The sequence below is a fragment of the Sinomonas sp. RB5 genome (assembly GCF_054063535.1).
In genome coordinates this window covers 194,462-218,707 of sequence record NZ_JBSSGJ010000006.1, presented here as the reverse complement: position 1 = coordinate 218,707, position 24,246 = coordinate 194,462, and the positions used below count along the sequence as shown (strand labels likewise).

Below are 24,246 nucleotides of genomic sequence, written 5' to 3'. Positions count from 1 at the left end.
CCCGCCACAGCCGAACTGTCTACACTCACGTGAGACACGATCCGTCCACACTCACCTGAGACAGGAAGTGTCCACGGACTCCTGAGACATCACACGGCGGATCGCCCACGAGATGCGTACCCGAAACGCCGGATCGCCCACGAGATGCGTACCCGAAACGGGGGGTGGGGCGGGGGCGTGTATCGCTTCGGCAACGGCGCCTCCCGCCTCTGGTCAAACGGTGACCGGGATGGAACAGTGGGCCTCGAGCGCGCGGTATCCATCGCGCTCAGGGGGATGACTCGATGCACTCCGCACCTCTTCGGGGGCGCCGGCGGCCTGCCGCGGTCCACACCGTCGTGGCGCTGTTCGTCGCCGGCGTCCTCGTCGGGTGCTCCGCCGGACCGTCCCCCGCTCCGCCGTCGGCCGCGTCACCAGGCGGCGCGTCACCGGGCGGGGCGACCTCCCAGGAGACCGCGGCGATCCACCGCTTCACGTCCCATCCGCTCTCCTTCCGCTACCCCTCCGACTGGTCGGTGGCGGCCGAGGTCCGCCCGATCGGGCCCGGCGGTGAGGTGCGCGAGACCGCCACGGTGGTCGACCGTGCGGGGCGCCGGCTCCTCGACGTCTTCGTCAACTGGGCCCCGCAGGACGTTGGCACGGAGGTCACCCGCGCCGTCCTCGACGCCGAGCCTGTGCCCGGGCTCGGCTCGGCGGCCGTGCGCCCGGGGTACTACGCCTTCTATGCGGAGACCGAGGCCGGCGCCGTGGGGCCGGATAGGGCTCCCGCGGTCACGTACTCGATGACGCTCTCCCCGGGGCGCCCGCTGGACGGCCCGGGCCAGCGGCACGGCAGCCCGTTCGACAGCACCGTCCAGATCGCCGCGGGGTACTCGGTCGGAGCCGACGCGAGCGCCGACCTCATGACGTTCCGCGACGCCGCCGAGGCCCTCCGCTGGCTCGGCTCGCCCGAGGGGCAGCGGCTGAAGGCGATCCTGACGAGCCTGACGGTGTACTAGGAGGCCGCGGCGGGCAGGACCACGAGGTCGGCCCTGCCGTCGGTGAAGAACTCGTCGCCGCTCGCGTTGTGCCCCATCTGCGGATCGGTCCGCTGGAACAGGCGCCCGGGAAGGCCGAGCGAGCCCGCGATGTAGCCCCGCTCGGCGTCCACGTTGGGATCGATGTGATGGGTGGGCAGCTTGGCCGGGCCGGCGAACTCGATGCCGTCGTCGAAGCTGGCCGTCGCCTCCCACACGTTCCGGCCGTCCGGCGCGGTGAACCCGGTCCGCCAGATGCGGATGTGGTGGCGCTGGCGCAGCGAGTTCGCGGCGGTGGCCTTCTGGAACGCGAGGGTCTCGGGCTGGGCGTCCATGAACGCCGGCGTGACGGGCGCCGAGGCGTACTGGCCGCCCTGGAACCCGACGGCGAAGGCCCGCAGGGTGTTGGCGAGGGTGGAGGGATCGGCCTCCTGCCATCCGGCGCGCGTGAAGGCCCGCACCACCTGCTCCTCGGAGCCGACGAAGACGAAGCTGGCCGGCTCCATGCGGCTCCCCGTGAGCGTCTCGCTGTAGAGCGGCAGCCGGGAGAAGGCCGCGGGGTCCAGCGACGGCAGTGCCTGGGTGGTCGCCTGCGCCGTGTGCTCCTGCGGGTGGACGAACGCCGGCCCCAGCCCGGCCGCGAACACGAGCGCCGCCGTGGGGGCGAGCGCGATGGCCCGGCTCGGGATTCCGGGACGACGCCGGACTCGCCGGAGGGGGAAGCGGGCGGCGATCTCGAGCGCGCCGACGACGGCGGCGAGCAGCGCCGCTCCCAGGAGCATCCCGCCCCACACGTCGGAGACGTAGTGCGCCCCGAGGTACACCCGGCTCGCGGTCACGGCCAGGACCGCGAGGAGGTAGGCGGAGACCGTCAGGGTCCGCGCCCAGACCGAGCGGAGGGACTTGAACACGAGGTAGGCGATGATCCCGAACACCACCGTGGCCCGCACCGAGTGCCCGCTGGGGAAGCTCGGGGACGTCTCGACCACGAGCGCCAGTGCCGTGTCGGGTCGCGGCCGGCCGCCGATGTCCTTCGCGACCGTGAAGAGGAGCTCCTGCGCCGCCACGGTGCCCACCACGGCCGCCGCGAGGAGCCGTTCTCGCCGCCACCACAGGACGGCGACGGCGATCACCGCCATCACCAGGATGGACGGGAAGCTCCCGAGCGTCGTGGCAATGGTGAACACTGCCGTCTCGCCCGGCGTGCGGACGGACGGCATGAGGTGCTCGATCCGTGCGTCGACCTGCGTCAGCGGCCCCCGCGTGGCGACGGTGACGGCGAGCTTCAGGAACGCCACGAGTGGCACGGCGGCAATCACCGCGGTCGCGGTGAGCCAGAGGCCCGAGGCCCGGTCGAGACGGAACCTGTCCCGCAGCCAGGGGAGGGGCGCGGCCTCGGAGGTGAGGGCCCGCACCACGTGCTCGTTGGTGCGCAGCCCCGACCATGCGGACGCGGCAAGGGAGCGCATCACGGCCGTGGGCGCGGCGAGCGCGCGGACGAGCGCGAGCACGAAGGCGGCGCCGAAGACCACCTCGAGGAAGACCGCTGCGAGGAAGAGCATCGGGGAGATGAACAGCGACAGGGTCCTGACCGCGTAGACGCCGGCCGCCATGAGCGCCGCCATCACGGCCGCCAGGGCGAGGTGCCGGCCGGGCCCGTGCGCGGTGCGGCTGTCCGTGCGGCTCTCCGGAAGGGTCTGCCGGTTCGCAGTCATGCCCCGATCCTTCCCCCGGGCGTCTAAGGAGAATCTAAGAAACGCGGGCGGCCGCGGCACGTCCCCGCGCCGAAGAGCTCAGTCGTAAACATCGGGTGCATATGGGGCAACTTGTGCGGTAGGGTGGGTCCACAGTTCCCCCACACTGGAAGGCCTGCCTTGGAAGAGCTGCGCATCGAGGAGAACGGCAACCTCGGTCCCATCGATTCGTCCCGCGTCCCCCGCTTCGCCGGGGCGGCGACGTTCGCCCGCCTGCCCCGCCTCGACCAGGTGGCCCGCGCGGACGTGGCGATCGTGGGCGTCCCGTTCGACGCCGGCGTCTCGTACCGCCCGGGCGCCCGCTTCGGCGCCAACCACGTCCGCGAGGCGAGCCGCCTCCTGCGCCCGTACAACCCCGCGCTGGACTCCTCGCCGTTCGCCAACGCCCAAGTCGCCGATGCCGGGGACATGGCCGTGAACCCGTTCAACATCCACGAGGCGATCGAGGCGATCCAGCAGGACGCGCTCGATCTGACGGCCGACGGGGCGCGCCTCCTCACGCTCGGCGGCGACCACACGATCGCCCTCCCGCTCCTGCGGGCCGCGTCCGAGCGGGCGGGGGAGCCCGTGGCGCTGCTGCACTTCGACGCCCACCTCGACACGTGGGACACCTACTTCGGCGCCGAGTACACGCACGGCACCCCGTTCCGCCGGGCGGTCGAGGAGGGCATCCTCGACACGGAGGCGCTCTCCCACGTCGGCACCCGCGGCCCGCTGTACGGCAAGCGCGACCTCGAGGACGACCGCCGCTTCGGCTTCGGGATCGTCACCTCCTCGGACGTCTACTACCAGGGCGTGCGCGAGGTCGTCGCCAAGCTGCGCGAGCGCATCGGCGCCCGCCCGCTCTACGTCTCGGTGGACATCGACGTCCTCGACCCGGCCCACGCCCCCGGCACGGGCACCCCGGAGGCAGGCGGGATCACGAGCCGCGAGCTCCTCGAGATCCTGCGCGGCCTGCGCGGGCTCAACCTCGTCGGCGCCGACGTGGTCGAGGTCGCCCCCGCCTACGACCACGCCGAGGTCACCGCCGTGGCCGCGAGCCACGTCGCCTACGACCTCGTGACCCTCATGAGCGAGCTGCCTGCCGGCGGTGCCCGGTGAGCCCCGTCGAGTCGCCCTGGACGGGCGAGGCGCAGGCGCTCCAGGTCGCGGCCCAGGGAGCGCAGGCCCGGGAAGCATCCGCCGCGGTGGCGGCGGAAGGCGAGGAGGCCGGCGTCGTGCGCGGGGCCGGTCCCCGCAACGGCGGTGACCTCGTGGTCGAGACGCTCGAGGCGCTCGGTGCGAAGACCGTGTTCGGCATCCCCGGGCAGCACGCGCTGGGCCTGTTCGACGCCATGGGCCGGGGGAGCCTCTCCTTCGTCTCGAGCCGGGTCGAGAACAACTCGGCCTTCGCGGCGGACGGCTACTCGCGCGCCACGGGCGAGGTGGGGGTCCTCTTCCTCTCGACCGGCCCGGGCGCCCTGACCTCCCTCTCGGGCCTGCAGGAGGCCTACGCGACCGGCGTTCCGATGGTCGTCATCGCGAGCCAGATCCCGCTCGAGGGCCTCGGTGCCCGGCGCAAGGGCATGCTGCACCAGCTCGACGACCAGAAGGCCTCGGCCGCGAACGTCACCAAGAGCCAGCGGCTCATCCAGCACGCCTCCGGCATCCCCTCCGCCATCCAGGACGCCTGGACGGACGCGATCTCCTCCCCGCAGGGGCCGGTGTGGGTCGAGATCCCGCAGAACGTGCTCCTCGATCCCGTCATGGTCCCGCCCGTGGAGGACGCCCTCGCCGAGGCCGCGGACAACCCCCCGCGGGTCGAGCTGGTCCGCGAGGCGGTCAACTGGCTGCGCGGGGCGCGCCGGCCCGCCATCATCGCCGGCGGCGGCACCCGCCGCGGCCACGCCGAGGCCTCCCTGCGCCGCCTCGCCGAGCAGCTGCGCGCGCCCGTCATCTGCACCCCGGGCGGCAAGGGGGCCTTCCCCTGGGAGCACCCGCTCTCGCTCCAGTCGTGGATTGAGGACCGGCACATGACCGAGGTCCTCGAGGATGCCGACGTGCTCGTGGTGGTCGGCTCCTCCCTCGGCGAGGTCACCTCCAACTACTTCACGTTCGAGCCGCGCGGCCGGATCATCCAGATCGACGCCGAGCCCCGCGTGCTCGAGTCCAACCGGCCGGGCCTGGGCATCCGCGCCGACGCCGGGCAGGCCCTCGCCGCGCTCGAGACCGCCCTCGCCGCGCCCCCCGCCGGCGCTGCCGCCGCTGCCGCCGGGCGCGGCGCCGGCCCGGACTGGCACGGGAAGTCGCCCGAGGACGTGGTGGCGGAGGCGCTCGGGAAGGTCCGCGCGCGGCTCGAGTCCCAGGACCTGGCCAAGGAGCTGGCCTTCATGGCGGACGTCCGCGCCGCCGTGCCGGACGACATGCAGACCTTCTGGGACATGACCATCTCCGCCTACTGGGCCTGGAGCTGCTGGGACGCGCGCCGGGGCCAGTTCCACTCCGCCCAGGGCGCCGGCGGCCTGGGCTTCGGCTTCCCCGCCGCGATCGGCGGGGCCGTCGGCCTGGCCACGCTCGGGCGGCCCGCCCGGGTCCTGGCCGTCTCCGGCGACGGCTCGGCGATGTACTCGATCGCCGAGCTCGCCACCGCGCGCCAGCACAACGTTCCGGTCACCTGGCTCATCGTGGACGACGGCGGCTATGGGATCCTGCGCGAGTACATGGAGGACGCGTTCGGCAAGGCCACCGCGACCGAGCTCGCGCGCCCCGACTTCGTGGCCCTCGCCCAGTCCTTCGGCGTTCCTGCCCGGCGCGTGCCGGTCGGGGGCGTGCGGGAGGCGCTCGAGGAGAGCCTCGCCGCGGACGGGCCCAACGTCGTCGTGGTCGAGACGCTCCTGAAGATGTTCGCCCCGACCCATCTCGGCTAGCCCCGCCCGGCCGCCCCGCCTCCCGTCTGGGGGCCGCCCTCTAAGAGTCACCTTCTGGAAGTCACCTTCTGGGGGTCACGTTCTGGGAGTCACTCGATGTGACTCCCAGAACGTGACCCCAGATGCGTATCGCCGCCGCGCACGACGCCGGCTCCTCGCCTCGTGTTGCTAAGGTCACCTTCCGAATTAGTTTGCACAAGCAACCATCGACTGTATAGTTGTTGCAAGCAATCAATTGAGGAGGGGCGGCCCATGCCTGTCGATCCCGGAACGGCGCGGGAGCTGATCCACCGCGTCTTCGACCTGCAGCGGGTGGTCCGCTGCCTGTCGACCTCCGAGCTGAAGCACGGAGAGCTCGGCGTCGCATCGCAGGGCGTCCTGCGCGTGATCGGCGAGCACGGCGGCCGCGCTGTCGACCTCGCCGGGAAGCTCGGCGTGAGCGCCCCGGTGCTCAGCCGGCACCTCGCCGAGCTCGAGGGCCTCGGGCTCGTCGAGCGCCGCCGCGACCCCGACGACCGGCGCGCGCAGCTCGTCGGGCTCACCGAGCGCGGCTACCGGGTCCTCGAGGAGATCGAGGAGCACCGCATCCAGCGCCTCCAGGGCTACCTCGCCGACTGGGACGAGGGCCGCGCCGCGGCCGCCGTCGCCGCCATCGGCCAGCTCTCCGAGGCCCTGCGCTCCAGCTCCGGCCACCGCCCCGCCCCGACCACCACACCGACCGACAAGGAGGAAGCCCTTGCAGCCCGCTGACGCGGCGGCTCCGCAGATGAGCCACAAGCAGATCCTCGAGGCCCTCACCGGCCTCCTGGCAGCATTCTTCACCGCGATCCTCTCGAGCACGATCGTCTCGAACGCCCTCCCGACGATCATGGCCGACCTCAAGGGCACCCAGACCGACTTCGCGTGGATCATCACGGCCTCACTCCTCGCGAGCGCGGTCACGGTCCCCATCTGGGGCAAGCTGGCCGACCTGTTCGACAAGAAGCTGCTCACGCAGCTCAACATCATCATCTTCGTGATCGGCTCCGTGGTGGCCGGGATCTCGCAGAGCATCCCCGAGATGATCGCAGCCCGTGTAGTGCAGGGCATCGGCATGGGCGGTCTCATGGCGCTCGCCCAGGCGATCATCGGCGCCATGATCCCGCCGCGGGAGCGCGGACGCTACTCCGGCTACATGGGCGCCGTCATGGCCGTCGGCACGGCTGGCGGCCCGCTCCTCGGCGGCTTCATCGTCGACTCGCCCCTCGGCTGGCGGTGGACGTTCTTCGTGTGCGTGCCGCTCGCCGTCGTGTCGCTGATCCTGATCCAGGCCACGCTCAAGCTCAAGCACGTCCGCCGGCACGCGAAGATCGACTGGCTCGGCTCGCTGCTGCTGAGCGCCTCGGTGAGCACCGTGCTCATCTGGGTCTCGTTCGCGGGGCAGCCGGGCTACTACGACTGGTGGTCGTGGCAGACCGGTGCGATGCTGGGCGGCGCACTCGTCGGGATCGTGCTGCTCATCATCGTCGAGTCCAAGGTCGCCCAGCCGATCATCCCGCTGAAGATCATCGCGGACCGCACGACGGCGCTGAGCATCATCGCCTCCGCCGCGGTCGGCGTCTCGATGTATGCGTCCTCGTCCTTCCTCGGCCAGTACTTCCAGGTGGCGCGCGGCGCCACCCCGACCGAGGCGGGCCTCCTCACGCTGCCGATGATCGCGGGCAACTTCCTCGGCTCGGTCGTCACGGGCCAGCTCATCACCCGCTTCGGGCGGTGGAAGGGCTATCTCCTGGCCGGAACGGTGTTCACCGCCGGCGGCATGGGGCTCCTGGGCACGATCGACCACACGACCGACCTCGCCGTCACCGGCGTGTTCTCGTTCGTCCTCGGCCTGGGCCTCGGCATGACGATGCAGAACCTCGTCCTTGCGGTACAGAACACGGTGCCGGTCGCCATCATCGGCACGGCGAGCTCCACCGTCGCGTTCTTCCGTTCGGTCTTCGGGGCCATCGGCGTCCTCGTCCTCGGCACGGTCCTCAACAATCGCTCGACTGATCTCATCACCCAGGGCCTCGCGGCCAAGGGGATCAAGGTCCCGGCCGGCTCCACCGGCGGCGCGAGCCTGGACTTCAACGACATGCCGGCCCCCTTGGCGGGCGTCGTCCGCGCGGCCTTCGGCGACGCCTCGGCCGAGTCCTTCCTGGTCGCAGGCATCATCGGCGTCGTCGCAGTGCTCGCCGTCCTCTTCATCAAGGAGGTCCCGCTGCGCCGCACCGTGGACATCGTCAAGCCCGCCCAGGCGGCCGGCGCCCCCGGCGCGGACCCGGCCACGGCCGCCCTTCCGTCCGTCGCCCCGATCGGAGCGCACGACGCCGCCGCCTCGCCCGAGGCGCCCGGCTCGCCGTCGTCCGTCCCCGCCGCAGACGAGAGCGAGCCCGTCAGGGCCGGACGGCCGGCCGCCGCCTCGGCGCGCCGGGCAGCGATCCGCGAGGTCCTCGCCGGCGCCGAGGGGGAGGGCGCGGCCCTGGACACCGAGCTGGCGCTGCTGCTCGCCGAGTCCGCCCCGGCCGCCGCGCAGGCAGCCGCACCCGCCGCCGCCGGCACGCTCGAGGCGCTGCAGGAGACCCAGCGCATCCTGGCGCGCCAGCAGGCCCAGCTCGCCTCGCTCATGGAGCGCCTCGCCGGCCAGCTCGACGAGCAGCAGCGCCTCGCCGCCGAGCAGGGCGCGACCGCGAAGGCCCAGGGCGAGACCGCGGCCCAGCTCGCCCAGCTCCAGCAGGAGCTCGACGCCGAGCGGCAGCTGCAGAAGGAGGCGGCGCTGTACCTCGCCACGCGGGGGCGGCACAGCGCCAACTGACGGCACCGGACACAACGGGCAGCCTGCGGACAGAGCACGTCCGCAGGCTGCCCGTTTAGTCCTCAAGGCGGATGCCCGCGGGCGTGCGCCGGGCCTACGCTGGACACGCCCCGCTCGGCACCGGCGGAGCCCGACCGCAAGGACCTCGATGCTCCTCACTCTCATCCGGCGCTACGGCGCCCGCTACTGGCCCTGGATCGCCGCCGTCGTGGTCTTCCAGCTCGCCACGACGATGGCCACCCTGTACCTGCCCAGCATCAACGCCCAGATCATCGACCAGGGCGTGGCCAAGGGGGACACGGACTACATCTGGCGCCAGGGTGCGCTCATGCTGGGCATCGCGTTCGTCCAGGTCCTCACGGCGATCGCCGCGGTCGACTTCGGTTCGAGGACGGCCATGGCGTTCGGGCGGGACCTGCGCCAGGGGGTGTTCCGCAGGGTCACCTCCTACTCCGCCCAGGACCTCCAGCGCTTCGGGGCCCCCACGCTCATCACCCGCGGCACCAATGACGTCCAGCAGGTCCAGATGGTCATGCTCATGGGGCTGAACTTCATGGTCTCGGCCCCGATCATGTGCGTGGGCGGCATCATCATGGCCCTCAACGAGGACGCCGGGCTGTCCTGGCTGGTCTGGGTGTCGGTGGGCGTGCTGTTCGCCGTCGTCGGACTCCTCGTCTACCTGCTCATGCCGCTGTTCCGGAAGATGCAGTCCCGGATCGACTCCATCAACGGCGTGCTGCGCGAGCAGATCATCGGCATCCGCGTGGTCCGCGCGTTCGTGCGCGAACGGTTCGAGGAGGAGCGCTTCGCGGACGCCAACCGGGCCCTGACGGACATCTCGCTCAAGGTCGGGCAGATCTTCGTGCTGATGTTCCCGATCATCATGCTGCTGCTCCAGGCCGCCACCGCGGCGGTCCTGTTCTTCGGCGGCCACCGCGTCGACTCGGGGGACATGCAGATCGGCTCGCTGACGGCGTTCATGCAGTACCTGCTCCAGATTCTCATGGCCGTCATGATGGGCACCTTCATGGCGATGATGATCCCGCGCGCCACCGTATGCGCCGACCGGATCGGGGAGGTCCTCGGCGTCGAGCCCTCCATGGGCGAGCCCGCCGAGCCCGTGGTGCCGGAGAAGGCCGAGGGCGTCGTCGAGTTCCGCGATGTCTCCTTCGCGTACCCGGGCGCCGAGGCCCCCGTCCTCAGCGGCATCTCCTTCACCGCCCGCCCCGGCCAGACCGTGGCCGTCATCGGGTCGACGGGCTCGGGCAAGACGACCCTGCTGAACCTCATCCCGCGCCTGTATGACGCGGCCGAGGGCGAGGTCCTGCTCGACGGGGTGCCGCTGGGCCGGATGCCGCGCCACGAGATCACCGCGCGCGTGGCCATGGTCCCGCAGCGGCCGTACCTGTTCTCCGGCACGATCGCGCACAACCTGCGCTTCGGCAAGGACACGGCGTCCGACGGCGAACTCTGGGACGCGCTCGAGGTCGCGCAGGGCGCCGAGTTCGTCCGCGCCAAGCCGAAGGGGCTCGACTCGCCCATCTCGCAGGGCGGCACGAACGTCTCCGGCGGCCAGCGGCAGCGGCTCTGCATCGCCCGCGCGCTCGTGGCCCAGCCCAAGGTGTACCTCTTCGACGACTCCTTCTCGGCCCTCGACGTCGCGACCGAGGCGCGGCTGCGGCGCGCCCTCAGGGACCGCACGCACGAGGCGACCATGATCGTCGTCGCCCAGCGCGTCTCCACCATCATGGGAGCCGACCAGATCCTGGTCCTCGACGGCGGGAAGATCGTGGACCGCGGAACGCATGAGGAGCTGCTCGAGACGTCGCCGACGTACCAGGAGATCGTCCAGTCGCAGATCAGCGCCGAGGAAGTCCAGAGCGTCGCGGGAGCCGCGGGAGCCACGGGGGAGCAGGCATGAGCCAGGACAGCACGCGCGCCGCGGCGCCGGACGCGGAGCCTGAGGAGACCGGGGCCGAGGAGGCCCCGGCGCCCAGGAGCGGCCACGGAGGCGGCGGGTTCGGGCAGCAGATGCCCACGCAGAAGGCCAAGGACTTCCGCAGGACCGCCCAGCGGCTCCTCGGACTGATCCGCTCGGAGATGGGCTGGATGGCCGTGGTGGTCGTCTTCATCATCGTCTCGGTGGTCCTGTCCGTGATCGCGCCCAAGATCCTCGGCAAGGCCATGGACGTCATCTTCGCCGGGGTGATCGGCAAGCAGATGCCGGCCGGAGTGACGAAGGACCAGGTCATCGCGGGCCTGCGCGCCCAGGGCCAGAACAACGTCGCGGACATGCTCTCGGCCATGAACCTCGTGCCCGGGCAGGGGATCGACTTCAACGAGCTGACCCTCCTGATCGCGGTCATCCTCGTCATGTACTTCGTGGCGAGCCTGTTCATGTGGGCGCAGGGGTTCATCCTCAACCGCGTCGTGATGCGGATCGTGTACCGGCTCCGCCGCGACGTCGAGGCCAAGCTCAACCGGCTGCCGCTCGGGTACTTCGACACCCGCCAGCGTGGAGACCTGCTCTCCCGGGTGACCAACGACGTCGACAACGTCCAGCAGGCGCTCCAGCAGGCCTTCTCCCAGCTGCTCTCCTCGATCCTGCAGGTGCTGGGCATCATCGTGATGATGTTCATCGTCTCGTGGGAGCTGGCCCTCATCGCCCTCGTGGCGCTGCCGCTCTCCGCGGTCGTGACGGGCGTGATCGGCACGCGGAGCCAGAAGCTGTTCAAGGCGCAGTGGCGGGACACGGGCATCCTCAACGGGCATATCGAGGAGTCCTTCTCCGGCCACGAGCTGGCCATCCTGTTCGGCCGCGAGAAGGAGATGGTCGAGGGCTTCGACGGCAAGAACGAGGACCTCTACCGGGCGTCCTTCGGCGCCCAGTTCGTCTCGGGCATGATGTTCCCGATCATGAACTGGATCAGCTATCTCGCGTACGTTGGCATTGCCGTCGTCGGCGGCCTGCGCGTGGCAGCCGGCCAGATGACGCTCGGCGACGCGACCGCGTTCATCCAGTACTCGCGGCAGTTCACCCAGCCGCTCGGCCAGATCGCGGGCATGGCGAACATGCTGCAGTCCGGCGTGGCCTCGGCCGAGCGGGTGTTCGAGCTGCTCGACGCCGAGGAGCAGGAGCCCGAGACCGCCACGCGCCACCTGCCCGCGGCCACGGACGGGCACGTCGACTTCGAGCACGTCTCCTTCTCCTACACGCCGGACAAGCCGCTCATCGAGGATCTGTCCCTCACCGCCGAGCCCGGCCACACCGTGGCCATCGTGGGCCCGACGGGCGCGGGCAAGACCACGCTCGTGAACCTCGTCATGCGGTTCTACGAGATCTCCTCCGGCCGGATCCTCTTCGACGGCGTGGACATCCGCGACCTCTCCCGGGACGAGCTGCGCTCCAAGGTGGGCATGGTGCTCCAGGACGCGTGGCTGTTCGGCGGCACGATCTACGACAACATCCGCTACGGCAACCTCGACGCGACCGAGGAACAGGTCATGGCAGCGGCGAAGGCCACCTATGTGGACCGGTTCGTGCGGTCCCTGCCGGAGGGCTACAGCACAGTGATCGACGAGGAGGGGACCAACATCGCCGCTGGCGAGAAGCAGCTCATCACCATTGCGCGCGCGTTCGTGGCCAACCCGTCCCTGCTCATCCTCGACGAGGCCACGTCCTCGGTGGACACCCGCACCGAGCTGCTCGTGCAGAAGGCCATGCGGGCGCTGCGGACCGACCGGACCTCGTTCGTGATCGCCCACCGGCTCTCCACGATCCGGGACGCGGACACGATCCTGGTCATGGAGAACGGCTCGATCGTCGAACAGGGCCGGCACGAGGAGCTGCTCGAGCGCGGCGGCGCCTACCACCGGCTCTACATGAGCCAGTTCGCCGGGGGCATCGACGTCGAGGCGGAGGAGGCGGCGGCCTCGGCGGGGGCCGCCCCCCGCACCTGACCTCTCAGCCCCACCCGACCCGTCCCGGCCCCGCCTCTCCCGTTCCCGCCCTCCCGTCCCCGCCCTCCCTCCCGTTCCGGGTACGCATCTCGTCGCGATTTCCGCCTTCCGGGTACGAGCGCGCGTACCCGAAAGGGGTTTTCGGCGACGAGATGCGTACCCGGAACGCTGCGGGGGTGGCATTCGGCGCTGGCCTGGTTCCTCACACCGCCGTATAGCCGCCGTCGACGGCAACCACGGCGCCCACCACGAAGGACGCCGCGTCCGAGGCGAGGAACGCGATGGCCTCCGCGATCTCCTCCGGCCTCGCGAGCCGGCCGATGGGCTGCTTCCCGGCCATCGAGGAGCGCAGCGCCTCGGGAAGCCCGGCTACGAGGGGGGGTATCGGCGTAGCCGGGGGCGACGGCGTTGACCCGGATCCCGCGCGCGGCGTAGGTCACGGCGGCAGAGCGGGTGAGGTTCGCCACGGCGGCCTTGGCCGCCGAATAGGAGGTGCTGTTGGGCTGGCCGACCGTGCCGAGGATCGAGGAGACGTTCACGATCGCCCCGCGCCCGGCGGCCACCATGTGCCGCAGGGCGTGCTTGCCGCACAGCGCCACGCCGGTGAGGTCGATCTCGACCACACGCCGCCACGCGGCCACATCGAGCTCGTGCAGCGGGGCCTTCGGTTCGGCGATGCCCGCGTTGGCCACGAGGATGTCGAGCGCGCCGAACTCGCTCGCGGCGCGGTCCATGAGCGCCGCGACCGAGTCCTCCTCGGTCACGTCCGTGGGGACGAACTGCGCGCGGTGACCGTCGTCGCGGATGGCGCGCGCGACGTCGTGCGCCCCCTCCGCGACATCGCCGATCACCACGGCGGCTCCCTGGGCGGCGAGCAGCCGCGCCGTCGCCTCCCCGATGCCCGACGCCGCGCCCGTCACCACCGCGACCCGCTCCGCGAACCGCACTACGCGTCCTGGCGCAGGTTGTTTCCAGCGGTTTCGCCGCCGTCGATGGCGAGGCTCGCCCCCGTCATGAAGCGCGACTCGTCCGAGGCGAGGAACAGGATCAGGTCCGAGATCTCCTGGGTGTCCGCGTCGCGGCCGAGGGGGATCTGGCCGAAGCCGCGCGCGAGGCCGGCCGTCATGGGCGTGCGGACCGAGCCGGGGTGGACCGAGTTGACCCGGATGCCATACGGGCCGAGGTCCATGGCGCTCGTCTTCGTGAGCCCCTGCACGCCCCATTTCGCGGCGGCGTACGCGGCGCGGTTCTTGAACCCGACGAGTCCGGCGATCGAGGAGATGTTGATGATCGACCCGCCCGCGGCCTTCATGTGCGGCACGGCGGCCTTCATACCCAGGAAGTTCCCGGTCAAGTCGATCTCGATCGTCCTGCGCCACTCGTCGACGTCGGCGTCCTCGACGGACCCGCGCGTGAAGATGCCCGCGTTGTTGACGAGCACGTCGAGCCGTCCGAAGCGGTCGACGGCGGCCTCCGCCGCCCGCTCCCAGCTCGCGTAGTCGGTGACATCGAGGTGCACGAACGACGCGACGTCGGCCCCGGTCTCGGCGTTGATCTTCGCCGCGAGCGCCCCGCCCTCCTCCTCGAGCAGGTCCGCGATGACGACGCTCGCCCCGTGGGCGGCGAGCGTGCGCGCATGGGAGGAGCCCATCCCGCGCGCCGCGCCGGAGATCAGCGCTACCTTCCCGGCCACGCGGTCCGACATCCGGGTCATCGCCCGGCCCCCTCGGTGACCGCGGGCCCCCGCTCGACCCCGCGTTCGGCGGCCAGCTGAGCGATGTCCCGCCCGGCACGGTAGCCGAACACGAGGGCCGCGCCGATGTGCGAGCCGTAGCCCGGGTAGCCGCCGCCGAACACGCTGCGGGCGGCCGCGCCCACGGCCAAGAGGCCGGGGATGGGAGTGCCCTCCTCGGTGACCACGACGTTGTCCGAGTCCACGGCGATGCCCGCGAACGTGCCGAGGTCGCCCATCTGGATCTTTGCCGCGTAGAACGGCCCCGCCTCCAGGGGCGCGAGGTTCGGATTGGGCTTGTGCTCCATGTCGCCGCGGAAATGGTTGTACTCGGTCGAGCCGCGTCCGAACTCGGGGTCCTCGCCCGCCCGTGCACCCACGTTGAACTCGGCGACCGTCTGCTGCAGCCCGGCGGCGTCGACGCCGATCCTGCCCGCGAGCTCAACCAGCGTGCGTCCCTTGACCAGGTACCCCGTCCTGTAGAAGTAGCCGCGCGGCATGGGCCACGGCTTGGCGTAGCCGATCCCGTACTTGTGCATCGTCTTCTCGTCCGCGATGACCCAGCCGAAGGTCTTGTCCTCCCCGGCGTTGTGGGCGATCATCGCCCCGCCGAAGTCGTGGTAGCTCAGGGCCTCGTTGCCAAAGCGTTTCCCGTGCCGGTCCACGGCGATGAGGCCCGGAAGTCCGATCGCGCGCAGGTGCGGGAAGAGCCGCTGGCGGCCGTCGCGGAAGCGGAACACGGTCACGGGAGCCCATGAGCCCACGGAGGAGACGGCGTCGTCGATGTGCCCGCCCGCCGCGATGGCCATCGTCGCGGCGTCGCCGCCGTGGCCCACCGTGGGGGTGAAGTGGTCGTCGCCGGCCGCGTCGTGCGGAAAGTACCTCTTGCGCAGCTCGGTGTTGCCCGAGAAGCCGCCCGCGGCGAGGATCACGCCGAGCTTGGCCTCCACGCGCACGGGATGCTCGCCGCCGAGCACCGCCCCGGTGACGGCGCCGTCGTCGCCCCTCGTGAGCTCCAGGACGGGGGAGGACTTCCACATCCGCACGCCCGCGTCGTAGGCGCTCTTGACCATGAGGGTCATGAGGGCGTTGCCGTTCGAGCGCAGCACGGGGCGGCGGTAGCGGGCAGCGTCGAACCAGGTGCGCAGCAGCTTCCTGGCGACGTAGACGAAGGACTTCACGGACTGGTTGACGTGGAAGAACTCGTTGATGTCCGGGCCCACCTGGGGCATGTATCCGAACACGGTGTAGGAGGACATGTACGGCTGCATGAGCAGGCGCCTGTCGCCGAGGATCCGCGCGTCGGTGTCTGTGGGCAGGATCGCGCGGCCGCCGAGGCGCGCCCCCGGCAGGTCCATCTGGTAGTCGGGCGCCTTCTCGGGGTAGACGAACTCGACCGCGGTCTGGCGCTCGAAGAAGTCCAGCGCCTCGGGCACGGTGTCGAGGAACTGCGCGACGCCGTCGGCGTTGTAGGTGCCGGGGGCGAGGTTCTTCAGGTAGGTCTCGACCTCCTCGCGCGTGTCCCCGGCGGCCACGCCGGCGCGGTTGCCGGGCACCCAGGCCCAGCCGGCGGAGATCGCCGTGGTCCCGCCGAAGTACTCCTCCTTCTCTGCAACGATCACGCTGAGGCCCTGGCTGGCCGCCTTGAGCGCGGCCGCCATGCCCGCGGCGCCGGATCCGACGACGAGGACGTCGCAGGCTGCTGTCTTCTGTCCCATGGGGTTCTGAATCTCCTGGTTCACTTCGTGGACGTCGGGCGGCCTGAGACGGCCTTGAGGTAGGGGCCGCCGAGCTCGTCGACCGGGGTGTGCGCGGTCTCGCGGGAGCTCACGACGGCGACCACGGCCGCGAGCGCGCAGACGGCACCGAAGACGGCGACCGGCACCCAGCCCGTGGGCCCCACGGTCATGAGCAGGCCGCCGATCATGGGCCCGAAGCCGGCGACGAGGAGGCCGAGCTGGTTGCCCAGGGCCATGCCGGAATAGCGGACGGGGGCCGCGAACAGCTCGGCGAAGAAGCCCGGCCATACGCCGTTGAAGCCCGAGTAGAGCACGGTCATGAACACGAAGCTCGCCGCGGCGACGAGGATGAGGTTCCCCGTCCCGAGGGCCCAGAAGTAGGCGAAGAGCGCGCCCGAGCAGCCCAGCATGGAGATGATCAGCAGCGGCTTGCGGCCTACCCGGTCGGAGAGGGCGGCCACGGGCGGCATGACGAGCATCGAGAGCCCGATGGCCACGGCGTTGATCGTGAGGATGGCGCCCTTGTCCAGGCCGCCGTGCGCCGTCGCGTAGGAGAGGCCGAAGACCGTGAAGATGGTCTGCATGACCGAGAAGATCGACATGAACAGCACCCGGACCACGTCCGCGGCCTGGTAGCGGAGCACCTGGCCGAGCGGCAGCTTGCGGACGTCGCCCTCAGCGCGGGCCTCCTCGAAGACCGGTGTCTCCTCGAGATGGGTCCGTACCCAGTAGGCGATCGCGAGCACGGCCGCGGAGCACCAGAACGGGACCCGCCAGCCCCAGGCCATGAGGTCCTCCTTGGGCAGCGCCGTGATGGGCACGAACACGACGGTCGCCAGGACCATGCCGGACGCGTAGCCGGCCATCACGAAGGAGGTGAAGAAGCCGCGGCGGCCCTCCGGCGAGTGCTCGAGGGTCAGGGTGGAGGCCCCCGCGGACTCGGCGCCGGCCGAGAAGCCCTGGAGCAGCCGGCCGAGGGTGAGGAGCACCGGGGCGAGCAGGCCCACCGAGGAGTACGTGGGCAGGAAGCCGATCCCCAGCGAGGCCAGCCCCATGAGCGTGAGCGTCACGAGGAGCACGTTGCGCCGCCCGAGGCGGTCGCCGAAGTGGCCCATGACCATGCCGCCGAGCGGGCGGGCCACGTAGGCCACGCCGAAGGTGGCGAACGCGGCTACAAGGCCGGCGGTGGGGTTGTCGCCGGGGAAGAACAGCGCCGGGAAGACGAGCGCCGCGGCGGTGCCGTAGATGAAGAAGTCGTAGTACTCCAGCGTGGAGCCGAGGAACGAGGCGAGGGCCGCCTTCTTGGGCGTCTTGCGCTGGGCGCCCGGGCTCTGGACGGAGGCTGCGGACGACGCCGCGTGGCCGGCCGAGGCTGTCGTGGCCGGGGTGGTACGAGCGACGTTGCTCATGGGGTGTCCTTGGGGATCTCGAAGTCGACGGAGATGATCTGCTCGCTGTTCGGGAAGGAGTACTCCTTCAGCGGTTCGTGCAGGGGATGGGTGTTGTACACCTCGATGTCCGCCACGGACTCGAAGTCCGCGACGATCGCGTAGTCGAAGGCCCGCTCCGAGCGGATGACGTCGGGCCCGTGCGTGAGGGCGATCAGGCCCGGGATGCTGCCGCGCATGCGGTCGAGCCCGGCGGTCCAGGCCTGGCGCTGCTCGGCGGGGAAACCGGGCTTGAACTTGAAGAGGACGGTGTGGCGGATCATCGGGCCTCCGCTCCGACGAGCGCGGCCCCTGCGCCGTCGTACCTCGCCGGCTCGCCGGCGATCGTGCGGCCCGCGAGGTAGCCCATGGTCATGAGTGGACCGAGCGTCGCGCCCGCGCCGGGGTAGCCCGCGGCGTAGGCGCTCTCGGTCGCGTTGCCGACCGCGAACAGGCCCGGAATCGGGGCGCCGTCGACATCGAGGACACGCGCCGAGCCATCGGTCGAGATGCCGCCGTTCGTGCCGAAGGCCCCGTTGACCACCTCCATGGCGTAGTACGGGCCGCGTTCGAGCGGAGCGAGGGAGGGGTTCGGCCACAGGTTGTCAGCGTCGCCCCAGTACCGGTCGTAGGCGGTCTCGCCGCGGTGGAAGTCGGGATCCTCGCCCTGGACCGCGAACGCGTTGAAGCGCTCGACCGTGGCGACGAGGGCCTCCGCCGGAACGCCGATCTTCGCCGCGAGCTCGGGCAGCGTCGCGCCCTCGATGAGGTACTCCGGAGTCGGCTCGCCCGCGCGGTGGGCGAGGATCCCGTAGCGCTCGAGGTAGGCCTGGTCGAAGACCACGTGGGCCGGGGTGTTGAGCGTCGTGTTGTTCGGCGAATCCCACGATTGGAGGCACCGCGCCAAGTCGTTGTAGTTCTGCGACTCGTTCGCGAAGCGCCTCCCGCAGCGGTTGACCATGATCGAGCCCGGGCCCTGGCGCTCGAAGCGCAGCAGGGCGCCGATCGGCTGGCCGTCGCGCGTGTCGCCGGTGACGGACATCGGCGCCCACCACGCCTCGCGTGTCCCGCGGGTCTGCGCACCGATGCGCTGGGCCATGCGCAGACCGTCGCCCTCGTTCGTGGGCGGCGAGCACATCGTGTAGAGGCGGCTGGCCAGCATCGAGTCGGCCAGGGCCCGGTCCCACTCGAATCCACCGGTGGCGATCACCACGGCCTCGGCGGCGGTGATCTCCTCCCCGGTGGCCAGTGCCACTCCGGTGACCCGCGCGCCGTCGTGCCCCAGACCGCCGTCGAGGAGCAGGCGCTCGCCGCGTGCCTCGACCGCAAGGTGCACGCCCTCGCGCACCGCGGCAGCGAGGAGCATCGCCACGAGGGCGCGGCCCTTGGCCACGAGTCCGGACTCGGCCCGGGCGCCGAGCTCGTCCCAGGGGAAGCGGGTGAACGCGCCCCAGTTCTCGTACTCCTGCATGGTGAACGGGGCCCGGCCGTCGGAACGGACGTGCTCGCCGAGGTCGCCCAGAAGCTCGACGATGTTCGCCAGCTGCGGTTCGATGGTCCGGCCGCCGTCGACGGAGCCGGGAAGGTCCTGGCGGTAGTCCGGGAAGTTGTCGAGGAACAGGAATTTCACGCCGAGCTGCTCCTCTGCGTAGCGGAGCATTGAGTCGCCGTAGGAGACTGCGGCGTCGAGCAGCTCTTCGCGGCCCCGGCCTCGCGAGACGGCACGCACGTACTGCGCGGCTGCCTCGGCCGTGTCGTTGAAGCCGCCCTCGCGGGCGTAGTGGTTGGCCGCAATCCAGAGCATGCCGCCGGAAACGGCGCTCGTGCCGCCGAGGAGCGCGGCCTTCTCGAGGACGACGACGGATTTGCCGGCACGCGCCGCGGTGGCTGCGGCGGTGAGTGCGCCCGCGCCCGAGCCGAGCACGACGACGTCGTATCTGCTGTGCGGACTGCCGGTGAGGTACTTCATGGGGACTCTCCTTCGAGCCGGTGAACTGGCTACTGACGAGAGTCCCCGCCTGCGATGTATTGCACATCACAGATTCCCGATCATCGGGAAGAAAGTGCTGGCCGGTCAGAGGCTGCGCCGAATGGCGTCCCGGAGCGTGCCGTCCCAGCCGAGGGCGCGCGAGATGCCCCGGGCAGCCGTCTGAAGTGCGGTGATCGACGCCTGCACGGGACCGCCCTCCCGGGGTATGACCACGCTGAGGCCGGCGATGGCCGTCCCGTCCGCTGAGAAGACCGGCACTGCGACGCCCGTCGATTCGGGCACGATCGTCCCCGGCATGACGCAGAAGCCTGAATGCCGGATGTCTGCGAGCATCCGCCGCAGCTCCTCCGGGTCCGTCACGGTGGTGTCCGTGAGCTTCGGCAGGCGGCGACGGAGGAACGTCTCCTGTGCCTCGGCGGAGCCGAACGCCGTCAGGACCAGGCCGGTGGACGTCGCGTGGATCGGGAGACGTCCCGCGACGCGGGTGATGTTGACCGTAGACGTGTCCGAACCCAGGCGTTCGATGTACAGCACGTCCTGCTGGTCGATCACGCCGAGGGTCGTGTGGTGCCCCACGACAGCCTGGACGTCCTCCATGAACGGCAAGGCTGCCTCCCGGAGTCCCAGAACCTTGGACCCGCGGGAGACGAGCTCCCACAGCCTCGTCCCGAGGCGCAGCCGCTGCCCGTCCCTGTCCAGCAGGGACTCAGCGAGCAGTTCGTCGACGATCCGGTACGCCGTGCTGCTCGGCAACCCCGTCCTGCGGGCGAGTTCGGCCGGACTCAGCGTCGGGTGCTCTTCATCGAAGGCTGCGATGATGCGCACCAGACGGTGGACCATAGAGTCGCCGGACGCCGAGTTCGCCATCGTGCCGCCGTACCCGGAACGCGGGGTCAGTAGTCCCGCGCGGTGGTCTCCTCGGGCTCGGCACCGAGCTGGAAGTGGCGGCCCTCGATCGAGGTGGGTGCGATCTCCACGTAGACGTTCTTCGAGGTGGGGAGCCACGTCTCGATGTTCGCGGCCTCGGCCTGGGCGATCTCGTCGGAGTGTTCGAGTACCCGGGCGGTGCCCTTGATGACCACGCTCCATGCCTCGTCCTGCATGATGCCGTCCGCCTCGAAGGCGACCTGGGGATGGATGGTCAGCTCTGCGAGCTTGGTGCCCGGCGTCGTCTTGAGGTACAGCTTGCCGCCCGCGGACCTGAAGTTGATGGGGACGATGTCGAGCTCGCCCGCGGCTGCCGTGGCGAGGCGGCCATGGCGGGCGTTGTCGAGGAGCTCCCAGCTCTCAGCGTCCGTCAGGACCCGGATCGGCTCGTCATCGTGGTGGTCGAACAGCATCGCGTTCCCTCTCTCCCCGGCCGCGTGGCCGGACACCGTCGCTTGATCTAGCCGGCGCCTCGCTCAAGCGGTCGGACGAGGGGCCCTGCATCCATCGGGAGCTGACTCCATCCTAGCCACGCACCTCCGCGGCCGGGACCGGCGCCACGTAACCGCGATTAAACGCACGCGTCACTCCCGCGCAAGATCGCCTCCCTAGGCTTGAAGCAGCCGCGGGGACGGCGTCGGCGGGGCACGGAGCGCCCCGGACGTCGCCCGCGGCAGGGACGCACCTCCCCCGGGAGACCGGCGGCAGTGTGGTAGACCGAAGGGGTGAGCAGCGAGCGGCTTCGCGTCATGGTCCCCATGCGATGGGGGGACATGGACGCCTACGGGCACATCAACAACGTCCAGATCGTCCGCATGCTCGAAGAGGCGCGCATTGCCGCCTTCGGGCCGCCCGGAGGCACGGGCGCGGCCGGCGTCGAGCCGCTCGTGCCGCTGTTCTCGGCGGTCCCGGACGGGACGCTCGCGCTCGTCGTCGAACACCGGGTCCGGTACGTGCGCCCGCTCGACTACCGCAACGTCCCGGCCCAGGTCGACGTGTGGGTGAGCGGCCTCAAGGCCGCCGCGCTGACCCTCGACTACCTCGTGCACGACCCCGTCGACGGCCACGAATGCGTGCGGGCGACGACGCAGCTCGCCTTCGTGGAGGAGTCCACCGGCCGCCTCATGCGGCTCACGGAGGACCAGCGCCGGCGGCTTGGACCCTACGTGGGAACCGGGCTCTTCAAACAGTGATGCTCATCATGCTGGCGAGGCGCGCACAGAAATGTCGGACGGTGGATGCACAATAAGGTCCGACGTCGCAGGACTGCCGGTATGGGGCCGGCGGCCCGGCGTCCAATGATTCTCAGGGGAAACTATGTCCACTACGCCCATGCCTCCAGTCGGCGAGTCGCAGTACGTCGGCGGCAACGGGTACGGCGCGCCGCAGAAGCCGCGTCCAGGCTCAGCGCTCGCGATCGTCGCGCTGACTCTCGGCATTCTCGCTTTCGTTCTCTGCTTCATCCCGGTCGTCAATATCGTTGCGATCGTCCTTGCCATCGCGAGCATTGTCTGCGCCCTGATCTCGCTTATCCGCAAGCTCGGCGGAAAGGCGATGGCGATTATCGGCCTCGTCCTTTCCGTGATCGCCTTCATCGGTGCGATCATCGTCAACGTGGTTGTGGCGGCGGCCGTGTCGACCGCCTCGCACGAGGTTTCGAAGAGCCTTGAGACCTACTCGGCGCAGGCTACGGCCAAGCACACGATTCAGTACAAGGTCACCACCAACGGCGCCGCGAGCGTCACCTATTGGACACCTGGCGGCTCGAGCCAGGCCGACGTCACCGCGCCTTGGTCGAAGGACGTCACGTCGACCGGCTTCACGTCGGCGTCCCTCATGGTGACTGCGTCCGACTACCAGAACAAGAGTGCCTCGGTCTCGTGCGAGATTCTCATCGACGGAAAGAGTGTCGCCAAGAACACCGGCAACGGCTCTATGGCGTCGGCATCCTGCGTCGGAAGTGCAGGCTAGGCCCGATGTGACGATGGCCCGCCGGGCGGCACGCCGCCCGGGGGGCCATTGCTGTTCTCGGCTGCCCGCCAGCTCGCTGTCCGGCGGGCGGGCAGCGCCCCGGTAGACTGGGGACCGGCGGAGACCTGAGCCGGCGGGCCATGCGCAGGACGCATGGACGTAACCCCGGCGAAACCAGGACGTGCCACGGTGGGACGCAGCTGCTGTACGGCGCGTCACACTCGGTCACCGACAAGGCGACCCAGGAGTAACCGGCCAGCATGGACACGGAGTGCGGCATGGGCTCCGCCGGAAACGCAAGGAAACAAGGGGAAGCAATGGCGAGGAACGCGAACGCGGCAGACAAGCTCGATCTCCGTCTCAAGGCGGTGCTGGACGGGCTGGCGGAGGCGGCATTCACTGATCAGACGGCCGACGCCCGGGAGGTCCTGACCGAGGCGGTCGCCGCCGTGCCGTTCGACGAGCACGAGGCCACCCTCCTCTCCGGAGGCATCCCGCGCGGCCACAAGGCGCTCACGGCCGCCACCGCCAAGCTCGTGAAGGCGGGCTGGATGGTCAAGGGCCGCAGCGGCTGGGCCATCACCGAGGACGGCCTCCGCGCCACGGTCGCCTTCCCGACGGCGCAGGCCCTCGCGGCCGCGCTCGCGGACGGCACGCCCGTGCCCGCCGACACCCCGGTCCCCGCGGCGGCGCCCACGAAGAAGAAGCCGGCGCGCAAGGCAGCGCCGAAGAAGGCTTCCGCTGTGAAGGCACCCGCTGCGAAGGCGCCGGCGGCTGAGCAGGCTGCGCCGGCCTCCGCGCCGGCCGCGGAGCCCCTCGTCGTGGACCTCGACCAGCCGGAGTCCGTGGCCATCGCGGGCGACTTCGCCTCGCACCTCGGCGCCTCCGCCGACTGGGAGCCGACCGCGGACGCCGTGCAGATGGGCCTCGACGCGGCCTCGCGCCGCTGGGTGCGCACCGTCGACCTCCCTGCGGGCCACTACGCGTTCAAGATCGCAATCAACCGCTCGTGGGACGAGAACTACGGCGCGTTCGGCGCCTTCGACGGCCCCAACCACGAGCTGACGCACGACGGCGGTCCGGTCACCATCGCGTACGACCACGCCACCAAGGACATCGCCTACTCCTGATCGCGGCGGGGCGCCTTTCCACATAGGGGCGCCCGCGGCGCGGAGTGTCGGCGGCCTCCCGTACGGTGGAACAGTCATGTCAACCACCGGCGGGGGGCGTCCATGTTTCAGCGTTCATCTCGGCGCCTCCCGCGCGGCGGCCGGCGTCCCCGGGTCGCGGGCCTGACGGCGGCCGCGGCACTCGTGGCCGCGGTCCTCGGCTGGTTCGCTGGCCTCATCCAAGTGCCAGGGGTCGAGTCGCCTCTGACGGTCCAGGCGCAGATCGGTGGGGTCCCCGCGGCCCAGCTCACGGCGGCGAAGGCCTCGCTCGCCGCCATCCCCGTGAAGGGGCGCGCGCCGAAGACCGGGTACGCCCGCTCCGAGTTCGGCGAGGCGTGGGCGGACACCGACCACAATGGCTGCGACACCCGCAACGACGTCCTCGCGCGCGACCTCCGCGGCGCGGTGTTCAAGGCCGGAACCCGGGACTGCGTGGTCCTCTCCGGCAGCCTCGAGGATCCGTACACCGGCACCACGATCCCATTCCAGCGCGGCGAACGGTCGGCGGACGTCCAGATCGACCACATCGTGCCCCTCTCGGACGCATGGCAGAAGGGCGCCCGGCAGTGGACGGCGCAGCAGCGCCTCAGCTTCGCCAACGATCCCGCGAACCTGCGTGCCGTGGACGGCCCGGCGAACCAGCAGAAGAGCGACGGCGACCTCGCCACCTGGCTGCCGCCGAACAGGTCGTTCCGCTGCGAGTACGCGGTGGACGTCGTCGAGCTAAAGGCCGGCTACGGGCTGTGGATGACCCAGGCCGAGCACGACAAGGCCGCGGAACTGCTCGGCGCCTGCCGGGCCGAGTGACCCGGCCGGCGT

General features: G+C 70.9%; 20 protein-coding genes. 11 read left to right on the top strand and 9 right to left on the bottom strand.

Annotated features, from left to right (window positions below):
• Positions 1-284 precede the first annotated feature (284 nt).
• Complete coding sequence (locus ACVWWH_RS09600) at positions 285-998, top strand: hypothetical protein (protein WP_457316427.1); 714 nt, start codon at positions 285-287, stop codon at positions 996-998.
• Here the strand turns inward: ACVWWH_RS09600 and ACVWWH_RS09595 are convergent.
• Positions 995-2,731: an LssY C-terminal domain-containing protein gene (locus ACVWWH_RS09595; protein WP_457316426.1), complete on the bottom strand. Its 1,737-nt coding sequence runs from the start codon at positions 2,729-2,731 to the stop codon at positions 995-997. The two genes, ACVWWH_RS09600 and ACVWWH_RS09595, sit on opposite strands and share 4 nt — an antisense overlap.
• A gap of 159 nt (positions 2,732-2,890) precedes the next feature.
• On the opposite strand from ACVWWH_RS09595, the gene speB reads away from it, so the two are divergent.
• The 6 genes from speB (at position 2,891) to ACVWWH_RS09565 (ending at position 12,472) form a co-directional block, all read left to right on the top strand.
• Positions 2,891-3,871: an agmatinase gene (gene speB / locus ACVWWH_RS09590; RefSeq protein WP_457316425.1), complete on the top strand. Its 981-nt coding sequence runs from the start codon at positions 2,891-2,893 to the stop codon at positions 3,869-3,871.
• An 86-nt stretch (positions 3,872-3,957) separates the two neighbouring features.
• Positions 3,958-5,676 (top strand): thiamine pyrophosphate-binding protein, encoded by a 1,719-nt coding sequence (locus tag ACVWWH_RS09585; protein ID WP_457316434.1) that lies wholly within the window; start codon positions 3,958-3,960, stop codon positions 5,674-5,676.
• A 252-nt stretch (positions 5,677-5,928) separates the two neighbouring features.
• Complete coding sequence (locus ACVWWH_RS09580) at positions 5,929-6,426, top strand: MarR family winged helix-turn-helix transcriptional regulator (protein ID WP_066496458.1); 498 nt, start codon at positions 5,929-5,931, stop codon at positions 6,424-6,426.
• Positions 6,427-6,442: 16 nt separating this feature from the next.
• Positions 6,443-8,512 (top strand): MFS transporter, encoded by a 2,070-nt coding sequence (locus ACVWWH_RS09575; RefSeq protein ID WP_457316433.1) that lies wholly within the window; start codon positions 6,443-6,445, stop codon positions 8,510-8,512.
• A gap of 148 nt (positions 8,513-8,660) precedes the next feature.
• Positions 8,661-10,433 carry an ABC transporter ATP-binding protein gene (locus tag ACVWWH_RS09570; RefSeq protein ID WP_457316424.1) on the top strand — a complete coding sequence of 591 codons (1,773 nt, stop codon included), beginning with the start codon at positions 8,661-8,663 and terminating at the stop codon, positions 10,431-10,433.
• Positions 10,430-12,472, top strand: coding sequence for an ABC transporter ATP-binding protein (locus ACVWWH_RS09565; protein WP_457316423.1), 2,043 nt, complete (start codon positions 10,430-10,432; stop codon positions 12,470-12,472). The genes ACVWWH_RS09570 and ACVWWH_RS09565 overlap by 4 nt, the downstream gene beginning before the upstream one ends.
• Here the strand turns inward: ACVWWH_RS09565 and ACVWWH_RS09560 are convergent.
• The 8 genes from ACVWWH_RS09560 to ACVWWH_RS09525 all read right to left on the bottom strand — a co-directional run bounded on the left by ACVWWH_RS09560 (position 12,391) and on the right by ACVWWH_RS09525 (position 20,700).
• Positions 12,391-13,419: an SDR family NAD(P)-dependent oxidoreductase gene (locus ACVWWH_RS09560; RefSeq protein WP_457316422.1), complete on the bottom strand. Its 1,029-nt coding sequence runs from the start codon at positions 13,417-13,419 to the stop codon at positions 12,391-12,393. The two genes, ACVWWH_RS09565 and ACVWWH_RS09560, sit on opposite strands and share 82 nt — an antisense overlap.
• On the bottom strand, positions 13,419-14,186 hold the full coding sequence (locus ACVWWH_RS09555; RefSeq protein ID WP_457316421.1) for an SDR family oxidoreductase: 768 nt from the start codon (positions 14,184-14,186) through the stop codon (positions 13,419-13,421). The genes ACVWWH_RS09560 and ACVWWH_RS09555 overlap by 1 nt, the downstream gene beginning before the upstream one ends.
• On the bottom strand, positions 14,183-15,922 hold the full coding sequence (locus ACVWWH_RS09550) for an FAD-dependent oxidoreductase (protein ID WP_457316420.1): 1,740 nt from the start codon (positions 15,920-15,922) through the stop codon (positions 14,183-14,185). Before ACVWWH_RS09550 ends, ACVWWH_RS09555 begins: the two co-directional genes overlap by 4 nt.
• 20 nt (positions 15,923-15,942) lie before the next feature.
• Entirely contained in the window at positions 15,943-17,352 is a 1,410-nt protein-coding gene (locus tag ACVWWH_RS09545) for an MFS transporter (protein ID WP_084249342.1), read from the bottom strand.
• Entirely contained in the window at positions 17,349-17,654 is a 306-nt protein-coding gene (locus ACVWWH_RS09540; protein ID WP_066496472.1) for a Dabb family protein, read from the bottom strand. The genes ACVWWH_RS09545 and ACVWWH_RS09540 overlap by 4 nt, the downstream gene beginning before the upstream one ends.
• Complete coding sequence (locus ACVWWH_RS09535) at positions 17,651-19,339, bottom strand: FAD-dependent oxidoreductase (RefSeq protein ID WP_457316419.1); 1,689 nt, start codon at positions 19,337-19,339, stop codon at positions 17,651-17,653. Before ACVWWH_RS09535 ends, ACVWWH_RS09540 begins: the two co-directional genes overlap by 4 nt.
• Positions 19,340-19,444: 105 nt before the next feature.
• Positions 19,445-20,185, bottom strand: coding sequence for an IclR family transcriptional regulator (locus ACVWWH_RS09530; protein WP_306505425.1), 741 nt, complete (start codon positions 20,183-20,185; stop codon positions 19,445-19,447).
• A gap of 68 nt (positions 20,186-20,253) precedes the next feature.
• Complete coding sequence (locus ACVWWH_RS09525; RefSeq protein WP_066496478.1) at positions 20,254-20,700, bottom strand: pyridoxamine 5'-phosphate oxidase family protein; 447 nt, start codon at positions 20,698-20,700, stop codon at positions 20,254-20,256.
• A gap of 312 nt (positions 20,701-21,012) precedes the next feature.
• On the opposite strand from ACVWWH_RS09525, the gene ACVWWH_RS09520 reads away from it, so the two are divergent.
• From ACVWWH_RS09520 to ACVWWH_RS09505, 4 genes are all read left to right on the top strand, one after another.
• The gene (locus ACVWWH_RS09520) at positions 21,013-21,480 is read left to right on the top strand and encodes an acyl-CoA thioesterase (RefSeq protein WP_457316418.1); all 468 of its coding nucleotides are present in this window, start codon (positions 21,013-21,015) and stop codon (positions 21,478-21,480) included.
• 139 nt (positions 21,481-21,619) lie between these two features.
• Entirely contained in the window at positions 21,620-22,258 is a 639-nt protein-coding gene (locus ACVWWH_RS09515; protein ID WP_457316417.1) for a DUF4190 domain-containing protein, read from the top strand.
• 317 nt (positions 22,259-22,575) lie between these two features.
• Positions 22,576-23,388: a pullulanase X25 domain-containing protein gene (locus tag ACVWWH_RS09510; RefSeq protein ID WP_457316416.1), complete on the top strand. Its 813-nt coding sequence runs from the start codon at positions 22,576-22,578 to the stop codon at positions 23,386-23,388.
• Between the two features lie 102 nt (positions 23,389-23,490).
• A complete protein-coding gene (locus ACVWWH_RS09505; protein ID WP_457316415.1) occupies positions 23,491-24,234 on the top strand; it encodes an HNH endonuclease family protein in 744 nt (247 codons plus the stop codon).
• Positions 24,235-24,246: the final 12 nt, after the last annotated feature.